General features: G+C 54.8%; 19 protein-coding genes. 8 read left to right on the forward strand and 11 right to left on the reverse strand.

What is annotated here, in order from left to right; genetic code table 11:
* Positions 1-49 precede the first annotated feature (49 nt).
* The 3 genes from ABD842_RS07615 (at position 50) to ABD842_RS07625 (ending at position 3,005) form a co-directional block, all read left to right on the forward strand.
* Positions 50-1,450 carry a vWA domain-containing protein gene (locus ABD842_RS07615; protein ID WP_345112272.1) on the forward strand — a complete coding sequence of 467 codons (1,401 nt, stop codon included), beginning with the start codon at positions 50-52 and terminating at the stop codon, positions 1,448-1,450.
* A gap of 173 nt (positions 1,451-1,623) precedes the next feature.
* On the forward strand, positions 1,624-1,923 hold the full coding sequence (locus tag ABD842_RS07620) for a GIY-YIG nuclease family protein (protein ID WP_345112274.1): 300 nt from the start codon (positions 1,624-1,626) through the stop codon (positions 1,921-1,923).
* 122 nt (positions 1,924-2,045) lie between these two features.
* Complete coding sequence (locus ABD842_RS07625) at positions 2,046-3,005, forward strand: transketolase family protein (RefSeq protein ID WP_345112275.1); 960 nt, start codon at positions 2,046-2,048, stop codon at positions 3,003-3,005.
* A gap of 265 nt (positions 3,006-3,270) precedes the next feature.
* Here the strand turns inward: ABD842_RS07625 and ABD842_RS07630 are convergent, their stop codons facing one another.
* From ABD842_RS07630 to ABD842_RS07665, 8 genes are all read right to left on the reverse strand, one after another.
* Positions 3,271-4,242, reverse strand: coding sequence for a peptidoglycan DD-metalloendopeptidase family protein (locus ABD842_RS07630; protein ID WP_345112276.1), 972 nt, complete (start codon positions 4,240-4,242; stop codon positions 3,271-3,273).
* A gap of 196 nt (positions 4,243-4,438) precedes the next feature.
* Complete coding sequence (locus ABD842_RS07635) at positions 4,439-4,921, reverse strand: DUF2947 family protein (protein WP_345112278.1); 483 nt, start codon at positions 4,919-4,921, stop codon at positions 4,439-4,441.
* 224 nt (positions 4,922-5,145) lie between these two features.
* Complete coding sequence (locus ABD842_RS07640) at positions 5,146-5,694, reverse strand: hypothetical protein (RefSeq protein WP_345112280.1); 549 nt, start codon at positions 5,692-5,694, stop codon at positions 5,146-5,148.
* A gap of 171 nt (positions 5,695-5,865) precedes the next feature.
* A complete protein-coding gene (locus tag ABD842_RS07645; RefSeq protein ID WP_345112281.1) occupies positions 5,866-6,684 on the reverse strand; it encodes an energy transducer TonB in 819 nt (272 codons plus the stop codon).
* Positions 6,685-6,898: 214 nt separating this feature from the next.
* Complete coding sequence (locus ABD842_RS07650; protein ID WP_345112283.1) at positions 6,899-7,627, reverse strand: hypothetical protein; 729 nt, start codon at positions 7,625-7,627, stop codon at positions 6,899-6,901.
* Positions 7,628-7,919: 292 nt separating this feature from the next.
* A complete protein-coding gene (locus ABD842_RS07655) occupies positions 7,920-8,375 on the reverse strand; it encodes a hypothetical protein (RefSeq protein ID WP_345112285.1) in 456 nt (151 codons plus the stop codon).
* Positions 8,376-8,515: 140 nt separating this feature from the next.
* Positions 8,516-9,601 carry a tyrosine-type recombinase/integrase gene (locus tag ABD842_RS07660; protein ID WP_345112287.1) on the reverse strand — a complete coding sequence of 362 codons (1,086 nt, stop codon included), beginning with the start codon at positions 9,599-9,601 and terminating at the stop codon, positions 8,516-8,518.
* A gap of 43 nt (positions 9,602-9,644) precedes the next feature.
* Entirely contained in the window at positions 9,645-9,992 is a 348-nt protein-coding gene (locus ABD842_RS07665; protein ID WP_345112289.1) for a single-stranded DNA-binding protein, read from the reverse strand.
* 234 nt (positions 9,993-10,226) lie between these two features.
* On the opposite strand from ABD842_RS07665, the gene ABD842_RS07670 reads away from it, so the two are divergent.
* From ABD842_RS07670 to ABD842_RS07685, 4 genes are all read left to right on the forward strand, one after another.
* On the forward strand, positions 10,227-10,778 hold the full coding sequence (locus tag ABD842_RS07670) for an RNA polymerase sigma factor (RefSeq protein WP_345112290.1): 552 nt from the start codon (positions 10,227-10,229) through the stop codon (positions 10,776-10,778).
* Between the two features lie 30 nt (positions 10,779-10,808).
* Positions 10,809-11,267: a hypothetical protein gene (locus ABD842_RS07675; protein WP_345112292.1), complete on the forward strand. Its 459-nt coding sequence runs from the start codon at positions 10,809-10,811 to the stop codon at positions 11,265-11,267.
* Between the two features lie 48 nt (positions 11,268-11,315).
* Positions 11,316-11,804: a hypothetical protein gene (locus ABD842_RS07680; protein ID WP_345112293.1), complete on the forward strand. Its 489-nt coding sequence runs from the start codon at positions 11,316-11,318 to the stop codon at positions 11,802-11,804.
* Positions 11,805-12,044: 240 nt separating this feature from the next.
* A complete protein-coding gene (locus ABD842_RS07685; protein WP_345112294.1) occupies positions 12,045-13,259 on the forward strand; it encodes an aspartate aminotransferase family protein in 1,215 nt (404 codons plus the stop codon).
* Between the two features lie 137 nt (positions 13,260-13,396).
* On the opposite strand, the gene ABD842_RS07690 is transcribed toward ABD842_RS07685, so the two are convergent.
* Positions 13,397-13,852, reverse strand: coding sequence for a tellurite resistance TerB family protein (locus ABD842_RS07690; protein ID WP_345112296.1), 456 nt, complete (start codon positions 13,850-13,852; stop codon positions 13,397-13,399).
* A 247-nt stretch (positions 13,853-14,099) separates the two neighbouring features.
* Here ABD842_RS07690 and pfkA point away from each other — a divergent pair, with 247 nt between their 5' ends.
* Positions 14,100-15,071: a 6-phosphofructokinase gene (pfkA, locus tag ABD842_RS07695; RefSeq protein WP_345112297.1), complete on the forward strand. Its 972-nt coding sequence runs from the start codon at positions 14,100-14,102 to the stop codon at positions 15,069-15,071.
* 175 nt (positions 15,072-15,246) lie between these two features.
* Here pfkA and miaA read toward each other — a convergent pair whose 3' ends face one another.
* Both miaA and ABD842_RS07705 read right to left on the reverse strand, forming a co-directional pair.
* Positions 15,247-16,143 (reverse strand): tRNA (adenosine(37)-N6)-dimethylallyltransferase MiaA, encoded by an 897-nt coding sequence (gene miaA / locus ABD842_RS07700; protein ID WP_345112298.1) that lies wholly within the window; start codon positions 16,141-16,143, stop codon positions 15,247-15,249.
* Positions 16,140-17,267 carry a glycosyltransferase gene (locus tag ABD842_RS07705; RefSeq protein ID WP_345112299.1) on the reverse strand — a complete coding sequence of 376 codons (1,128 nt, stop codon included), beginning with the start codon at positions 17,265-17,267 and terminating at the stop codon, positions 16,140-16,142. Before ABD842_RS07705 ends, miaA begins: the two co-directional genes overlap by 4 nt.
* Positions 17,268-17,398: the final 131 nt, after the last annotated feature.

Raw genomic sequence — 17,398 nt, forward strand, 5'->3', positions numbered from 1 at the left:
CGGCCTTATGAATCACCAAGTCCACTTTTCACCCCGTCAGGCCCCCCGTATGCGTCGCCTGCTGCTGACTTTGTGCTCGTTGCTGCTCCTGACTTTCGGGTCGGGCCGGAACCTGCACGCCCAGAACGCCGAGCCCGAGAAGCCCAAAGTCACCCGTATCCTGTTCGTGCTCGACGCCTCGGGCTCGATGATGGCGCCCTGGGAAGGCCGCCCGCGCTGGGACGTGGCCCGCAGCCTGCTGGCCAAGATGGTGGACTCGCTCAACGCCTACCCGAACCTGCAGCTGGGGCTGCGCGCCTACGGGCATCAGCATCCCAACTCGGAGAACAACTGCGAGGACTCGAAGCTGGAAGTGCCCTTTGCGCCCAAAAACGCCAGGGCCATCAAAGCCCGGCTGGCCACGCTCAAGGCCCAGGGCAACACCCCCATCACGTATTCCATTCTGCAGTCGGCCAACGACTTTCCGGTGGACAGGAACTCCCGCAACGTGCTCATTCTGATTACTGACGGGCTCGAGTCGTGTAAGGGCGACCCCTGCGCCACCTCGGTGGCGTTGCAGCGCAAGCACGTGTTTCTGCGGCCCTTCATCATCGGGCTGGGCGCCGAGCGGGACTTCGGCAAGCAGCTCGAATGCCTGGGGCAGTACTACAACGCGGCCGACGTGAGCACCTTCCGCACCATCCTCGACAACGTCATCTCCCAGACGCTCACCAAAACCACCGTCAGCGTAAACCTGACGGATGAAATCGGCAAGCCGGTGGAAAGCAACGTGAACATGACGTTCGTGAACAACGTGACCGAGACGCCGGAGTACAACTACGTGCACTACCGCGACGCCCAGGGCAAGGCCGACGTGCTCGACATCGACGCGCTGCAGGGCTACGACCTGGTCATCAACACAGTGCCGCCGGTGCGCCAGGCCAACCTGCCCATCAAGCCCGGCCGGGCCAACGTGCTGACCTACAAAACGCCCCAGGGCACGCTGAGCCTGCAGGCGCCGAACATTTCGCCCAACCCCTACGGCAAGGTCGACGCGGTGGTGCGGGCCGCCGGCAGCGGGGCCACGGTGGTTAGTTTACCCTTCGGTACCCGGCAAAAGCTGCTGGCCGGCCCCTACGAGGTGGAGCTGCTCACGCTGCCCCGCCTCACGCGCCGCATCAGCATCCGGCAGGGCCAGGAAACGACCGTGACCTACGACGCGCCCGGGGCCCTGAACATCGTGACGGACCTGAAGGGCTTCGGTAGCATCTACCGGCTCAACAACGACGACTCGCAGACGTGGGTGTACAACTTGCCCGAGGGCAGCAGCAAGCTCACCCTGCCCATGCAGCCCGGCGTGTACCGCTTAGTGTTCCGTACCCGCACCGCCACCGGCAGCAAGTTCACCGACGTGCGCAGCTTCTCCATCCGCAGTGGGCAGACCAGCTCGGTCAGTATGTTCAGTAAATAGCTTTTTTTCATATCTGTCATCCTGAGCAGAGCGAAGGACCCTCCTCGGACAAACCGCCAAGCCCCTTTCAACACTCTTCACCCAAACTCCTTTGTCATCCTGAGCATACCGCGCCTAAAGCGGTGACGAAGGACCTTCCTCTTCTACCCTCAAAAGCCCCTTTCAACGCTCTGATGTTTGCCCATTGCTACTACGTCTACCTCGTCACGAACCCCGCCAGAACGGCGGTGTACACCGGCGTGACCAACGACGTACGGCGCCGCATTCAGGAGCATTTCGACAACCGCGGCAACCCCGGCACCTTCGCCGGCCGCTACTTCTGCTACAACCTCGGGCATTGTGAGCCCTTCGAGCACATGGAAGGCGCCATTGCCCGGGAGAAGGAAATCAAGGGCTGGAAGCGGGCGAAGAAGGATGCTTTGATTGCAACTACTAACCCGCAGTGGCTAACCCTGAACTACGCGGAGCTGTGAGATGCGTTGAATGGAGCTTTTCGCTTAACGGAGGAAGGTCCTTCACTCCGCTTCGCTGCGTTCAGGATGACAAAAAGATAAAAATCCAAGTCCCCAAGACCCTAAGTTCCCAAGACCCCAATATGAAAGACTTCCCCTACACCGAATCAAAAGACACCCGCTCCGGCTTTGGCGTGGGCTTGCACGAGTTGGGCAAAACCAACCCCAACGTGGTAGCCCTCTGCGCCGACCTCACCGGCTCGCTCAAGATGGATGCCTTTAAGAAGGATTTTCCCGAGCGGTTTTTCCAGGTCGGCATTGCCGAAGCCAACATGATGGGTCTGGCCGCGGGCATGACCATCGGCGGTAAAATCCCGTTCACGGGTACCTTCGCCAACTTCAGCACCGGCCGCGTCTACGACCAGATTCGCCAGAGCATTGCCTACTCGGGCAAGAACGTGAAGATCTGCGCCTCCCACGCCGGCCTGACCCTGGGCGAAGACGGCGCCACCCACCAGATTCTGGAAGATGTGGGCATGATGAAGATGCTGCCCCACATGACGGTCATCAACCCCTGCGACTTCAACCAGACCAAAGCCGCCACCATCGCCATTGCCGACTACGAGGGCCCGGTGTACCTGCGCTTCGGCCGCCCCGTGGTGCCCAACTTCACCCCCGCCGACCAGAAGTTCGAAATCGGCAAAGCGGTAATGCTGAACGAAGGCGCCGACGTGAGCATCTTCGCCACCGGCCACCTGGTTTGGAAAGCCATCCTGGCCGGTAAGATCCTGGCCGAAAAAGGCATCGACGCCGAAATCATCAACATCCACACCATCAAGCCGCTTGATGCCCAGGCTATCCTGGCTTCGGCCCGCAAGACGCGCTGCGTGGTCTCGGCCGAGGAGCACCAGATGAACGGCGGCCTCGGCGACTCCATCGCCCAGCTGCTGGCCCGCGAGGAGCCCCTGCCCCTGGAAATGGTAGCCGTCAACGACTCCTTCGGCGAAAGCGGCACCCCCGACCAGCTGATGGAGAAATACGGCCTGCTGGAAAACGACATCGTGGCCGCCGTGGAGAAGGTGCTGGCCCGCAAGGCGAAGTAGGTTTTAGGCTGAGTAGCTACGAAAACCGCCCCGGTTGCTTGATGGCAGCCGGGGCGGTTTTTTTCTTACGACCGGTACGGCTTGGCGATGTGGCGGTATTTGAAAATCGTCAGCCCGTAACTGCTGCTGAATAAAGTTACAAAAGTTGATGATAAGAACTAATGCCCGGCTTTATTCTTCACCCGGAACTGAAGCCCAATAGCGAACAAAAAGCTGAGAACATATTCGTCACCCGCCATATTGCCAAACCGCCTGTTGGCTGTAGTTATTTTTTCTCGTTGCTAATCTTCTCTTTTTGTATCGGTGAATAATCTGTTTTAGATTGTCCGTTTACTTGTATTTTGTCAAAGTAACATTTTACACCTGTTGCTGAATTCATATCTTCCACATTTTGGATGTGAAAATGTAAATGAGGTTCAGATGAGTTACCTGAATTTCCACAAAGTCCAAGTAGTTGTCCTTGTTTTATTTTTTGTCCTTGTTTGACTGCAATTGAATGTTGTTTGAAGTGAGCAAAAAACAAATACTCGTTGTTTTGTGTCTTTATAATGACTGTGTTTCCTGGAACGTAAACAGGATTTAAAATTCCTGGCACATTGTCTTTAACTCCATCAACTACCAAAACAACCTCTCCATCGCAAGGTGCAATCAGGTCTTTTCCAAAAGCATAATAATCTTCATTTATTTTTCCGTCTGTCTTATAAGAATTTCCTTTGTCGTTAGTTATTACAATATCAAAAGCATTTTTTTGAGCTTCACTTTCAACGTGATAATTTAATTCTTTAGTGTCGCCACCCCAAATTACCGTCCAATCATTTTTAAAGGGAAGAATTAGTTTTGTCTTGTTACGAGTAACTTTTGGCAAATTACTTTCTTTGAAAGGCTTAACTAAAAGTCCATTAATCTTTGAGTTTTTGTCAACGGAAATGTTAACTGCAAATAATGCTCTTTCAAAATTTGTTTTGTATGAAGCGTAAGTCTGCTCATATTTTACAAATTGTCTTTTTGTAATTTTTCCTACTTGTGTTTTCAGTCCTGCTAAAAATTCTTTTGTTTTTTCAAGCGGCAGTGCGTTTTGCATTTCAGTTGAGAAACTTGAAAATATTGCATCAAAATTGTCTGCATTATAATTCATCTCAAAACTGTCAGCAACGGTTTTGTTTGAGACTTTTTCTGTCTGTCCAAATGCAAAGTTCATAAAAGTTGTCAAGAGGATTGTTACTAAATATTTTTTCATTCTGTTAGAATTTTGTGAGGTCTGGTATAATTACAGCCAACGGTTTGCAGCTACAAGAAGTTGGCGATTTTCACCACAAATGTTGATGCTGAGAACCAAAGTTTGATTAACCACAAATGTGTCTTCGGAGCACTGAACCGCCACTTTTGCCAAACGCCTGTTATAGGTAGGCGTTCTGTCCACTGTGTCGTTATTGTTACCAAATAAAATCAATATCTGCAAATGTTTCGCTTGTTTTAAAGTCATTGTTAGTTCCAAAATAAATTTCGTCTTCGTGAAAGAAAAGTAAAGCCCAGTTCAAACTGTGGTCAATAATTGTCAAGTCGTCTGAGCCACCATAATAAAAACTGTCGAAGTATTTTATTAAAAGTTTCCAAGGAACAATCATTGCGTCTGTCTCGTCCCAAGAAAGAAAAACAGGCTTGTCAAAAGGAAGTCCGCGATGGTAAAGCCATTTTTTAATTTCTTTTTCGTTGCCGTCTAAAATTCTTGTATTGTCAATTGTCCTAAAAAAGTCCTTTTTGAAAGGTATGTCGTTATGCAAATTTGTCTTTGAGATATAGTCCCACAAAAAATTTGCAGCTTCCTTGTCTAACGGTTTCAACTGGTCAAGATGTTGGTCGGGTAATATGTCATACTTCTCCTCCGTAAAACGCCATTTTCGTCCAAAGTCGTCCATTGGAATTACGTGTTGAAATATGTTATCAAAGTCTATACCCATTTGTCGTTGTGTCGTCTTTTACGCTTACCTACGTTTCGCAGCTACAAGAAGTTGGCGATTTTCACCACAAATGTTGATGCGGAGAACCAATGTTTGATTAACCACAAATGTGTCTGCGGAGAACTGAACCGCCAATTTTTTGTAGGTGCTGTTATGTGTAGCCTTGCTTTCCATCGTTGTCGTTAAAATTTTATTTTGTCACGTTTGCAAAAGTATTTTGGGTCAATTTCCGAAGTCACGCAGCCACCGTCATAATAATTTTTATTGTCGTAGGGTGTGAGTGTCGTGTCGCCTTTACTGTCAACGCGTTGAATAACTATTGCACTTCCAAGTCCGTAACGAATTGTAACTGTCTGGTCGTGCTTATTACACTTTGGGCAAATGGTTTTTCCAAAATGCTTTTTATAGTCCTTTGGCACTTTGAAAGTCAACGAAACCGTGTCTTTGTCTGTTGGCTTTATTGTCTGAACGTAAGTGTCGCCAACGCCAATACCGCGATAATAAATGTCAAATTCTTTGTCAGCTATTGCAGAAATTTTAAAGGTTCCGTCTTGTTGAACTATGTTTCTCGCAATTACTAATGTGTCAACCCGAAATTCAATGTAAAGTCCCAAAACATTGGCTTTGTTTTTTTCGTCTGTTGTAACTTTCCCAATGAAAATAGTTTCTCTTTTTGGTGTCGAAAAACCCAAAGTCAAAATGGTCAATATTGTCAGCGTGAGTGTCTTCATAAGGTTACACATAACGGTTTGCAGCTACAAGAAGTTGGCGATTTCGAAGACGAAAACTGTCTGCCACCACAAAACTTGATACGAAGCACAAAGCTTCATTTAACCACTGAACCGCCAATTTCTTGTAGGTGCTGTTATGGGCTGGGCTTCTTTGTCCTTCGTTTCTGCTGCTCATTTTTTATACTTTTTTCTATTGTCGTTGCTGAAAATTATTGGAAGTATCCAACTTCTTCTTTCAAGTTTTTCGTGTCGATAAAAAACGTCCCACTCTGGAATGGCTTTTACTACACGTGTTGCTTCTTGGTCAAAAATTGTGTCGTAACCTCTCATTACTTTAGCGCTGTCAACTACACCATTTTCGCTTGCTGAAAACTGAACATAAACTTTAATGACTTTGTCGTCAAGTTTAGGTAAGTTAGTCCAGTTGATATTTGAATAAATAAATTCCCTTAGTTTCTCTACGTCTTGACTATAAACTGATTGCCGTGATTTAGAATTGTCGTATGTTTTTGTCCCAATAAGTTGGCCATTTTTGAATTGCAACTCTAATTCCTTTTCATAAAGAGAACCGTAACCCATATGAACATAATATAATTGCCTTCCTTTCGGTGCTATAATATTAGCAGAAAACCAGTCCGCTTTGACCTTTCCATTAATAAACTTGTTGCCAAATAATTTATTTAAGTCAGCTTTAACACTGTCCTCATAAAAACAACAACTGAAAATTCCCGTTAAGTAAAGTTGGTCATTTATAATTATCCACTCTGCTTCATATCCTCTCCAACACGCTGTCGACATACAACCTTCATTGTCACCGAAAAATTTAGGTCGTAATGAGTCATTATTGTAAAGTTGTTCGAGTGGATTTGCAAAAATTGAGAGAGTGTCGCCCTTATAAATTAGTCTGTCTGGGATTTGACCAGTCGCAAAGGATTTAACCAACGGAAATGTCAGAAATAAAATAAATATTATCAGCTCGTTTCGTTTCATCGTTGTCGTCTGTTAGCCTTGCCCATAACGGTCGGGTATTGCTGCAGGCAGGGAATTCATTGCTGTGTCCGACCCCAACCGCTGCTGAATAAAGTTATAAAGTAAAAGATAACAAACAAAAGCCCAACATTGCTCGTCCTGCCCCCAACCGAAGCTGATAGCGAACCGCAGCCGAAGATAACAACGTCCAGCCCTGCTTGCAGCAATACCTTTGTTAGCGGTATGTGGCTTTTCTATATTCTTTATTTAAAGTTATTCCATTTGTAATTGTCCAAAGAAAAACAGCAAGCCCAATAAATATCCCAAGTCGTTCACTAAGTTCGTACGGCAAGAAAGCAAGTCCACTCAATAAGGATGTCAATGCAATTTGTGTCAGGGTAATTTCTTTCTTCAATATGAATTTTGTCAATAATTGAAACAGTAAAGAGCCTAAAAGTCCTGCTAAAATTGTTATGTATTTTATTTGTCCTTCAGCTGAAAAGAGCCATACGCTTCCGTGATAAATTCCAACTGAAAGCACAAAGTGAATAATTCTATGGAAGCTAGAATATTTGATATTGTCTGTTCTGTAATAGCAGGTTGTCAATGGAAAAGTCAACCCTGGTAAAAAAAGCATTAAACTCATAAATAAACCTTTTGTTAAATCTCCATAGTCTAATGACCAACAAAACAGAAAGTAAAGCGCTCCTGCCAAAATTGAATTAAACAGAGGTCTATTCTTATAATAATTGTCTGTCCATTTCATTCTGTAGATTTTCTCTGGTGTCGTCTTGGCCATTACTGCTAACGAGCAGGTATTGCCGATGGTTGGGAATTTGAAAGTCGTCCGCCGGAACCGCTGCTTGGCTTTTTGATAAAGATAAATATTAAGAACTAAAGTTTGGCTTTGTTCGTTAAGCCATGAAGTGAAGTACAACAGAATTACCGCTGCTGATTGTTTCATTGTCGAGCCCAACTATTGGCAATACCAATGTTATGTGCCGTATTTTATTCGCTTGTAAAGTCTATGTCCGATGAAAAATACTCCAATTATGTTTAAGATGTTCCATACTTGTAAGGCAAAATAAAGTAATTTTTCAGTTGAATTCATACTTGCCAAACTCCAATACTCACCTTTCGAACTGTCGTAGTTATCGTCATAACCCATGAGTAAAAGTCCTAAAATTATATAAACAAAAAGGTCTGCGCCAATAATTGCAAGCCAATAAATAATGTCAACGAAATGAATTTTTGTCTTAACCATTTTTCTGCTTCATAAAGTTTAAAAGGTCAAGAATATGTTGTTGAGTATGACTGTAAAATGTCAGCTCAAAAAACCAAAGACCGTCAGCCAAACTATTATTTTCTATTCTCCATTTGATTTCTAATAGGTCTAAAATTATATCAGTAAGGTCGTCAATTGCGTCTCCAATTCCGCTATCTTTTGTGTTGTCAATGTCATTAATGTCAAGAATTGTTTTGTAAAACCCGAAGTCTTTAAAATGGCTTGTTACATTTTGTCGAATGTCAGAATATTCAGTTTTATCAAAGTCTGGAAAGGCGGTTTCGTCAAATTTATATTTTATGTCAAAATACAGGTTGTAAATTTTCACAAGGTCTTTTTCCAACAATTTTTCTTTGTCAGTTACTGTCAAGTTAGGTTGAAGTCCATACTTTACAATTTCATTAATTGTAGGAATTAGTTCTGTCATTTTGGTGTCGCTCTAATATGGCACATAACATCTGTATTGCCGCAACTCGACGGCCTTGCAAGTTGCGGCAATACATCTTTAGTACGCAAGTCAGTTGCGGGAAGCATACCAAATGGGTGTGCTTCCCGCAACTCGCCTGATTATAGCCCGAGGCTGTCGAGTGGAGAGGCCGGACGGGTGCGGTGGGCAACATGGGTGTAAATTTCGGTGGTTTTGATACTGCTGTGACCCAGCAAATCCTGGATAACGCGCAAGTCAGTGCCGGCTTCCAGCAGGTGGGTAGCATAGGAATGCCGCAACATGTGCAGCGTGATGGGCCGCAGAATACCGGCCCGCACGGCTGCTTGTTTGATAACCATCTGGAGGCTGCGGTCACTATAAGGCTCGCCGGGGTGCTGGCCTTCGAAGAGAAATGTGACGGGCCGAAACTGCCGGAACTGCTCGCGTAGTAACAGGAGCAAGGATTCGGGCAGGGGCAGGTCCCGGTCTTTTTTGCCTTTGCCGCCGCGCACGTACAGCACCATACGGCGCGAGTCAATGTCGGCGGGGGTAAGGGCCAGCACCTCCCCCAGGCGCAAGCCCAGGCCGTAGGCCAGCATCAGCATGGCGCGGTGCTTGCGGTTGTCGGTGCCTTGCAGCAGGGCTTTTACCTCGCTTTGGGCCAGCAGTTTGGGATTTTGGTGGGCGCGCTTAGGCCGTGGCACGTCATAGTATTGCCGGGGTTGGCCCTCTACCTGCTCATAGTAAAACTTGATAGCATTGATAAGCAGGTTTTGGTACGTTTCGGAAATGCCCGCTGCAACCCGCCCGGCCAGGTAGTCGAGTAGCTCTTGCTTGGTCAGTTCCAGGGGCAGACGCGGGGCATGATGCGCGAGAAAGAGCTGAAAGACGCCGCGGTAGTTCTTTAGGGTGGCGGGGCTGTAGCGTTTCAGAGCAATGAACTGACAGTAGCGGGCTAGCAGCGCCTGGTGCGGGGTAGCAGGTGGCAGTTCGGTGGCCAGGGCCGGGACTGTCGGTATCACTGCCTTTAGCCCAAGCTGGGCGCAGGCAGCTTGGAGCAAGGCTACGGCTTCAGGGGTGGCCGGCAGCAGGTAGCCCCGTGCGGCAGCATCGTAGTAGAGACCCGCGGCTAGCAGGGCGGCGCGCACGGCCGCGTCGGAATACGAAAAAAAAGCCTGAAACTCAGTGCGCGAAGGGCGCAGGCGCAACGATACCGTGGCTTTCATACGGGCAAAGGATAGTGCGGTCAGCCGCAAGGTAGAGCAAGTGTCAGGAACTTTCGCCGGGCTTTTTATCCAGCAGCAACAGCTGCTCGCCCACAATTTCCGTCACGTAGTGCCGTGCCCCGGCCGCATCATCGTAGTGGCGGGTTTTGAGCTTGCCTTCGAGGTATATCAGGCTACCCTTGTGCAGGTACGTCTGGGCCAGCTCGGCCAGGCCTCGCCACAGCACCACCGTATGCCAGTCGGTGCTGGTGTGGGGCTGGCCGCTTTTGTCGCGGTAGGTTTCGGAGGTGGCCAGGGAGAATTTCGCCACGGCCACATTGCCTTCCAGCACCTGTATCTCGGGGTCTTTGCCCAGATTGCCAATCAGCGTTACTTTGTTAAGACCCCGCATAGTTGCTAAAGCTACTCCCGGCCCTATAGGCAGCGCCGGCCGCCCAAGATACTATTTCCCGACTGGCAACGCCCGGCCCGTGCGGCCGGCAGCAAGTAAAAAAGCCGGTTCTATCCCAGCCCGGCCGAGCCAGCCGAGGCCCCGGTTCCGACTTTTTTCCTCTTCGACTAAACCCTGGCGTACTTTTGCCCTCCAACCGCCGCAACCGCCCCGCCGCCCTAACCCGCTCCCTGCTTGGAAGACCAGGACATCCTTGCCAAGTTCGCCGACCCCGCCGCCCGCAACGTGGCCTTCGACCAGCTCGTGCGCAAGTATCAGCAGAAGGTGTACTGGCACGTGCGCAAGATGGTCATCGACCACGACGACGCCGACGACCTGACCCAGGACACGTTCGTCAAGGTCTGGAACCACCTGGGCAACTTCCGCCAGGATGCCTCGCTCTACACCTGGATTTACCGCATTGCCACCAACGAGTGCCTGAACTTTCTGAGCAGCAAGCGGCGCAAGTTTTTCCTGCCGCTTAATGACGTGGGCGCCGAGCTGGCCGCCAAGGTGGAAGCCGACCCCGGCCTGGCCGGCGACGAAATCGAAATCCGCCTGCAGAAAGCCATCCTGCGGTTGCCCGACAAGCAGCGGCTGGTGTTCAACATGCGCTACTACGACGAGACGCCCTACGAGCAGATGGCCGAAATAACCGGTACCAGCGTGGGCGCGTTGAAAGCCTCGTATCATCACGCGGTGAAAAAAGTGGAGCAATACGTCAACGAAGAATCTCACCACGATTAAACCCGGCGGCCCCGGCCGCATCTTAGCTATATGAAAACTCCTTTCCGCCTCGACGAGCACCCGCGCCGGCCCCAGCCGCTGGCCGAGCCGCCGGCCGGCTACTTCGACCGGCTCCCGCGGCAGATCATGACCCGCGTGCAGCCCGCGGCGGCCCGCGAGTCGGGGGCCTGGGGCTGGCTGACGGCGCTGCCCCTGCCGCTGCGCACGGCCCTGGCCTCGGTGGTAGTCCTGGGCGGCTTTGCCGCTTCCTTTCTGCTGAGCCCCAACGCTAGTCCCACAGCGGGCTCTGCTGCCTCGCCTCCCGCGCTGGCCCAGGTGCCGGAAGCCGAGATGGTGCAGTACCTGCTGGCCAGCGACACCCGCGTGTCGCTCAACGATCTGGCCGACCTGCCCGCCACCGACCAGGCCATGCACGGCTATCTGCAGGCCTCGCCCAACGAGCTGCAGGACGCGCTGGACGCCCAGCCTACCGAAGACATCTATCTGTAAGCCACCCTTTGCTAACTCCCTTTGCCCACTCCCTTGTCTGCTTTCCCCATGAACTACCTTCTCCGCAGCCTCCTGGCCCTGCTGCTGCTGGCCGCAGTACCCGGCGCCGCCGCAGCCCAGGGCGGCCGGGGCGGTGGCCGCCAGGCCCGGCTCAGCCAGCTCGAAAACGCCAAAATCGCCTACCTCACCGACAAAATCTCGCTCACCCAGGACCAGGCCCAGAAGTTCTGGCCCGTCTACAACGAATTCACCGACAAGCGCCGCGACATCAATAAGCGGCTGCGGCTGCTGCGCATCGACAACGCCGACGGCCTCACCGACCAGCAGATCAAGGACAACCTGACCCAAGGGCTGGCTTTGCGCCAGAACGAGGTGACGCTAGAAAAGGAGTACTTCGAGAAGTTTCAGAAAGTGCTCAGCATCCGCCAGGTGGGCCGGCTGTTTCTGGCCGAGCGGCAGTTCACCAAGGAAGTGCTCAGGCGCGTTGCCGGGGCCGGCGGCATGAGCGGCGCGGCCCTGCCCGGCGCCGACGACTAGCTCCCGCTTCGGTATCAGGAAAAAAAGGCTGCTTCGGCGGCCTTTTTTGTTGGCCGCCGCCCTGGCCCACGCATGATGCAGTGGCGCATCCCGGCGGCGGCTCATGAAACAATACCGGCGCTTGCGGCGCAGGGCGCGGCGCGGCCAGAATCCGGCGGTACGGACTTTTCCGGCCGCTTGCGGGAAAGTCCGGGGCCCGGCGTGCGTACCTTTACGCCCCGAATCTGTTAAGAGTACCGCATGCTTACTCCCCGCCAGCTTTTCCTGCGCCACCAGGCCCAGACCTCCGACACGCCGCTGCTGCTCGAAATCGAGCGGGCCGAAGGCGTGTACATGTACGCCCCCGACGGTCGCCGCTACCTCGACTTGATTTCCGGTATCGGCGTCAGCAACGTGGGGCACCGCCACCCGCGGGTAGTGCAGGCCATCAAGGACCAGGTAGACAAGTACCTGCACCTGATGGTCTACGGCGAGCTGGTGCAGGCGCCGCCCGCCGCGCTGGCCCAGGCCCTGCACGAAACCCTACCCGCGCACCTGGACAACGTCTTCTTCACCAACTCCGGCACCGAGGCCATCGAGGGCGCCCTGAAGCTGGCCAAGCGCCACACCGGCCGCACCGAGCTGATTTCCTGTCACAACGCTTACCACGGCTCCACCCACGGCGCGCTGTCCATCACCGGCTCCGAGGATTTTCGGCAGAGCTTCCGTCCCCTGCTGCCCGACGTACGCCACCTGCACTTCAACGACCTGGCCGATCTGGCCCTGATTACCACCCGCACCGCGGCCGTCGTTGTCGAAACCGTGCAGGGCGAGGCCGGCGTGCGGGTGCCGCAGCCGGGCTACCTGCCGGCGCTGCGGCAGCGCTGCACCGAAACCGGCACCCTGCTGATTCTCGACGAAATCCAGTGCGGCTTCGGGCGCACGGGCTCGTTCTGGGCGTTTGAGCAGTTCGGCATCGTCCCCGACATTCTGGTGTGCGCCAAGGGCATGGGCGGCGGCATGCCGATTGGCGCCTTCATTTCCTCCCAGCAGATCATGGCCGGCTTCAAAAGCCAGCCGGTGCTGGGCCACTGCACCACGTTTGGCGGCCACCCGGTATCGTGCGCGGCTTCGCTGGCTACGCTGCGCGTGATTCAGGACGAGAACCTGCTGGCGGACGTGCACGAAAAAGCCGCCCGGTTCCGGCGGCTTCTGCAGCATCCGGCCATCCGGGCCGTGCGCGGCCACGGCCTGCTGATGGCGGTGGAGTTTGATTCGTACGCGGTGCTGAAGCCCATTATCGACCACGCCTTGGAACACGAGGGTATTCTGACCGACTGGTTCCTGTTCTGCGACAACTCCCTGCGCCTGGCTCCGCCCCTGACGATTTCCAGCGCCGAAATCGACGAAGCCTGCGCCGCCCTGCTGCGCGCTGTCGACTTCGTGACCAGTGCGTCTTTGGTAGCACAGCGCTAAAAAAGAACGTCATGCCGGGCGAAGTCGAGGCAGCTCGCGTGGCGGCGTTGAAACGGGAATCCAACGAGGCGGGCAAGGTGCTTCGACAAGCTCAGCATGACGTGCTGTATGTTCCGTCCTGCCAGGAAAGGGCGGCTTTACAGCCCGGGGCCGTGGCTGTCTTTCTGGAAGTTGAGGAACGACTGGCTTTCGTCCTTGATCTGCTGGCGCGGCAGGCCGTCTTTCACGCCCATCGAAATCTTGCGGACCAGCACGCCCACAATGGCTTTGCGGAAGCCCAGCTTCTCGGCCATGTCGATGCAGAAGTCCATTTCGTTGTCGTCTACCACGCCGTCGGCCAGCATCATATCCACGAGGTCGAAGATCTGGTCGAACCGCTCGGAGTCGTTGTCGGGCAGCACCAGGTTGACGCTGCCGGAGTTGGCGATGACGCTTTTTACCTCGTCGGTGCGCATGCCGTTTTTCTTGCCTACCGCCACAATGAAGTTGATTTCCCGCTCATCAATGTGGCCGTCCGCCTTCGCCAGGGCGGCCAGATTCATCAGGTGACTCTTCACTTTCTTGGTTTGCTCATTTTCAAAGAAGCCAAACATAGGGAGGGCGTTGCTTAAGTGACGGTGGGAAGTTGAAAGAAAAGCCGGCAGAAACTTGCCGAAAGCACTTGGGAGAGTGGTTAAGATAGGCGCTGCCGGCATATCATCCAATACGCAGTTGCAAAAAAAACAGCCAGCCAGCCCCGTGCAGCCGGGGCATTATCCGGCCGGGAAGCTTTGATTTTAGCCGGGATTCCCCACCTTTGCCTGCTTCACTCGGAACTGAATCTGATTACCTGAGAATATGATGAAACGCATTGCAGTTTTCACCAGCGGCGGCGATTCGCCCGGCATGAACGCCTGCATCCGGGCGGTGGTGCGCACGGCCGTCTACCACGGCATTGAAGTGTACGGCATCATGCGCGGCTACAGTGGCATGATCAAGGGCGAGTTTGTCAAGCTCGACTCGGCGTCGGTGTCGAACACGGTGCAGAAGGGCGGCACCATTCTGAAGTCGGCTCGCAGCCAGACGTTCCAAACCAAGGAAGGCCGGCAGCAGGCCTTCGATCAGCTCGTCAACAACGGCATTGACGGGCTGGTGGCCATCGGCGGCAACGGCACGTTTACCGGCGCCAGCATCTTCGAGCAGGAGTTCGGCATTCCGACCGTGGGCGCCCCCGGCACCATCGACAACGACCTCTACGGCACCGACTACACCATCGGCTACGATACGGCCGTGAATACGGCCCTGGAGGCTATCGACAAGATCCGCGACACGGCCGACTCCCACGACCGGTGCTTTTTCATCGAAGTCATGGGCCGCGACTCGGGCTACATTGCCATTCCCTGCGCCATCGGCGGCGGGGCCGAGATTGTGATGATTCCCGAAACCCAGATGTCGACCGACGCGGTGATTGAAACCCTGAAAGCCGGCTGGAAACGCTCGAAAACCTCGTTTATCGTGGTCGTGGCCGAGGGCGACGAGGAAGGCAACTCCCATGCCGTGGCCAAGCGGGTGAAGGAAGCCATTCCCGAGCTCGACACCCGCGTGACCATCATCGGTCACGTGCAGCGCGGCGGCTCCCCCACCGCCGCCGACCGCCTGCTGGGCTCCCAGATCGGTATTGCTGCCGTGGAAGGCCTCATGAACGGCATGCGCAACGTGATGGCCGGCATCGTGGACCGCAAGCTGGTGTACACGCCCTTCAACGACACCATTCACAAGAAAAAGCTCATCAACCAGAGCTTCATGCGGATGGTGGAAATCCTGAGCGTATAGCGCCTTTTTCCGGTCGTTGCGAGGCACGAGGCCATCCATCCTCTGAGCTAGACCGAACTCCTTTTCAACCGAAAAGCCCCGACGTCAGCCCGACATCGGGGCTTTTCGGCTTAGGTGAGCTTTCGGTACGGCCCACACTGCTCCAGCTGACGCCTCGCCAGGACCGGAAAACGGGTTATTGGCCCAGCTCCACCCACTGATAGCCCGGGTCCCGGCGAAACCAGGTGAGCTGGCGCTTGGCGTAGTGGCGGGTGTTGCGCTTGAGCAGGCGCACGGCTTCGGGCCAGTCGTGCTTGCCGTCGAGGTAGCCGAATATTTCCTGGTAGCCCACGGTTTGCAGCGCGTTGTGGTGGCGGTAGGGCAGCAGCGACTTCACCTCGTCCAGCAGCCCGGCGGCCAGCATCTGGTCTACCCGCTGGTCGATGCGCTGGTAGAGCTCGTCCCGCTCCCGGGTGAGGGCCACTTTCACCACCTCAAACGGCCGCTTTACCCCGGTTTTGGCGGTGTGGAAGCTGGAAAACGGCTGCCCGGTGCTGCGCGTCACTTCCAGCGCCCGCACCACGCGCTGGTGGTTCTGCCGGTCGATGCGGGCGTGGGTGACCGGGTCGAGGCGCGCCAGCTCGGCCACCAGCGGGGCCAGTCCGTGGGCAGCCAGCTCCTGCTGCAGCGCGGCCCGGGTTGCGGGACTGGTGACGGGCATCTCATCCAGGCCCTCGGTGACGGCCTGCAGGTACAGCCCCGAGCCGCCGGTGAGGATAACCAGCGGGTGCTTTCGAAACAGCTTTTCGAGCAGCGCCAGGCAGTCCACTTCGAAGCGGCCGGCGTTGTAGTCCTGGGTGATGCTGTGCGAGTCGATGAAATGGTGGGCCACGCCCTGCATCTCGGCCGCCGTGGGCTTGGCCGTGCCGATGCTCAGCTCCCGAAAGAACTGCCGCGAGTCGGCCGAGACAATGTCGGTGCGGTAGTGCCGGGCCAGCTGCACGCACAGGGCCGTTTTGCCCACGGCGGTGGGGCCGGCCACCACCAGCAGCGTGGGCCCGTTCAGGGGCAGGTCGAATAGATTCAGGTTCATGCGGGAAGGGAATGCGGGGCCACCAGCGCCCCGTAGAGGGCCAGCAGCAGTTGTTCTTCGTGCTGCCAGCTCAGCTCCCGGCGGGCCCGGCGGCAGTTTTGGGCCAGCTGCTGGTAGCGGCCGGGCTCGTCGCGGAGCAGGCGGTTGAGGGCCCCAGCAATGGATTCGGGCGTGAGGTCTACCACTTCCGCCACCTGGTATTGGTCGTTCAGCACCCGGTACTCGGGGAAGTCGACGATCAGCTGGGGAATGCCGGCGTGCAGGTAGTCGAAAAACTTGTTGGCCAGGGAATAATAGTAGCTCAGCCCCTGGTTTTCGAGCAGCATGATGCCTACCGCGGCGTGGCGGGTCACTTCGCGCAGCTCGGCGGGCAGCACGAAGCCGCGGAATTCTACCTTGCCCGCGGCCGGCAGCCCCAGCGCCTCGGCCCGCTGCCGCAACGCTTCCGACAGGTCGCCCTCCCCGCAGACCACCAGCCGGCCGGCCACGGCGGGCATGGCGTCCAGCAGTGCTTCCAGGCCCCGGCCAGCATTCAGGGCGCCCTGATACAGAATATAGCCGTTGGCCGGCGCGGCAGCGGGGGCCGGCGGCAGCTCGGCTTCCTCCCGCCGGCTGATGTTGCGGATAACGGCAAACGGCCGGCCGTAGCGCTGCTCAAACACTTGGGCCAGCGCCGGCCCCACGGTATACGCCAGCTGCGCCCGGGGCACCACAAACCGCTCAAGGCCCAGCCACAGCCGCCGGATGCCGGGGCGGGCCACTACTTCGGGTACCTCCGTAAACAGCTCGTGAGCATCATACACGAAGGGCCGGCCCGCCAGCCGGGCCCGCAGCCACACCGGCAGGGCCGTATCCAGGTCGATGGCGCACCAGACCTGGGCCTGCTGGCCGAGCAGGTAAAAAAACAGCCGCAGGTTGAACTCCAGGTAAAACAGTTTGCCCCGCGTATTCCAGCAGCGCAGCCGGTGCTGGCGATAGGGCTGCGCCGACAGGGGCCGGGAGGTGGGCCACTCGCGGCCCACCAGCAGCACCGAATAGCCGTGCGCCGCCAGGCTGCCGCAGATGCGCTGCATCCGCTGGTCGTAGTTCAGATCGGTGGTGACGGTGAAGAGCAGGGAGGCCATGGCAGGGAAGCAGCACTACCGTCCGCGCGCCGTAAAACGGGAAAAGCCGGATGGTCTGGGATATTTTTGACAAATTTAACGAGTTAAAACCCGTGCGCTGCCTGGACGCCTTCCCGCCGGGGAGCACTGCC

Origin of the sequence: Hymenobacter algoricola (assembly GCF_039539525.1) — a bacterium.
In the GTDB taxonomy this organism is placed as follows: Bacteria; Bacteroidota; Bacteroidia; order Cytophagales; family Hymenobacteraceae; genus Hymenobacter; species Hymenobacter algoricola.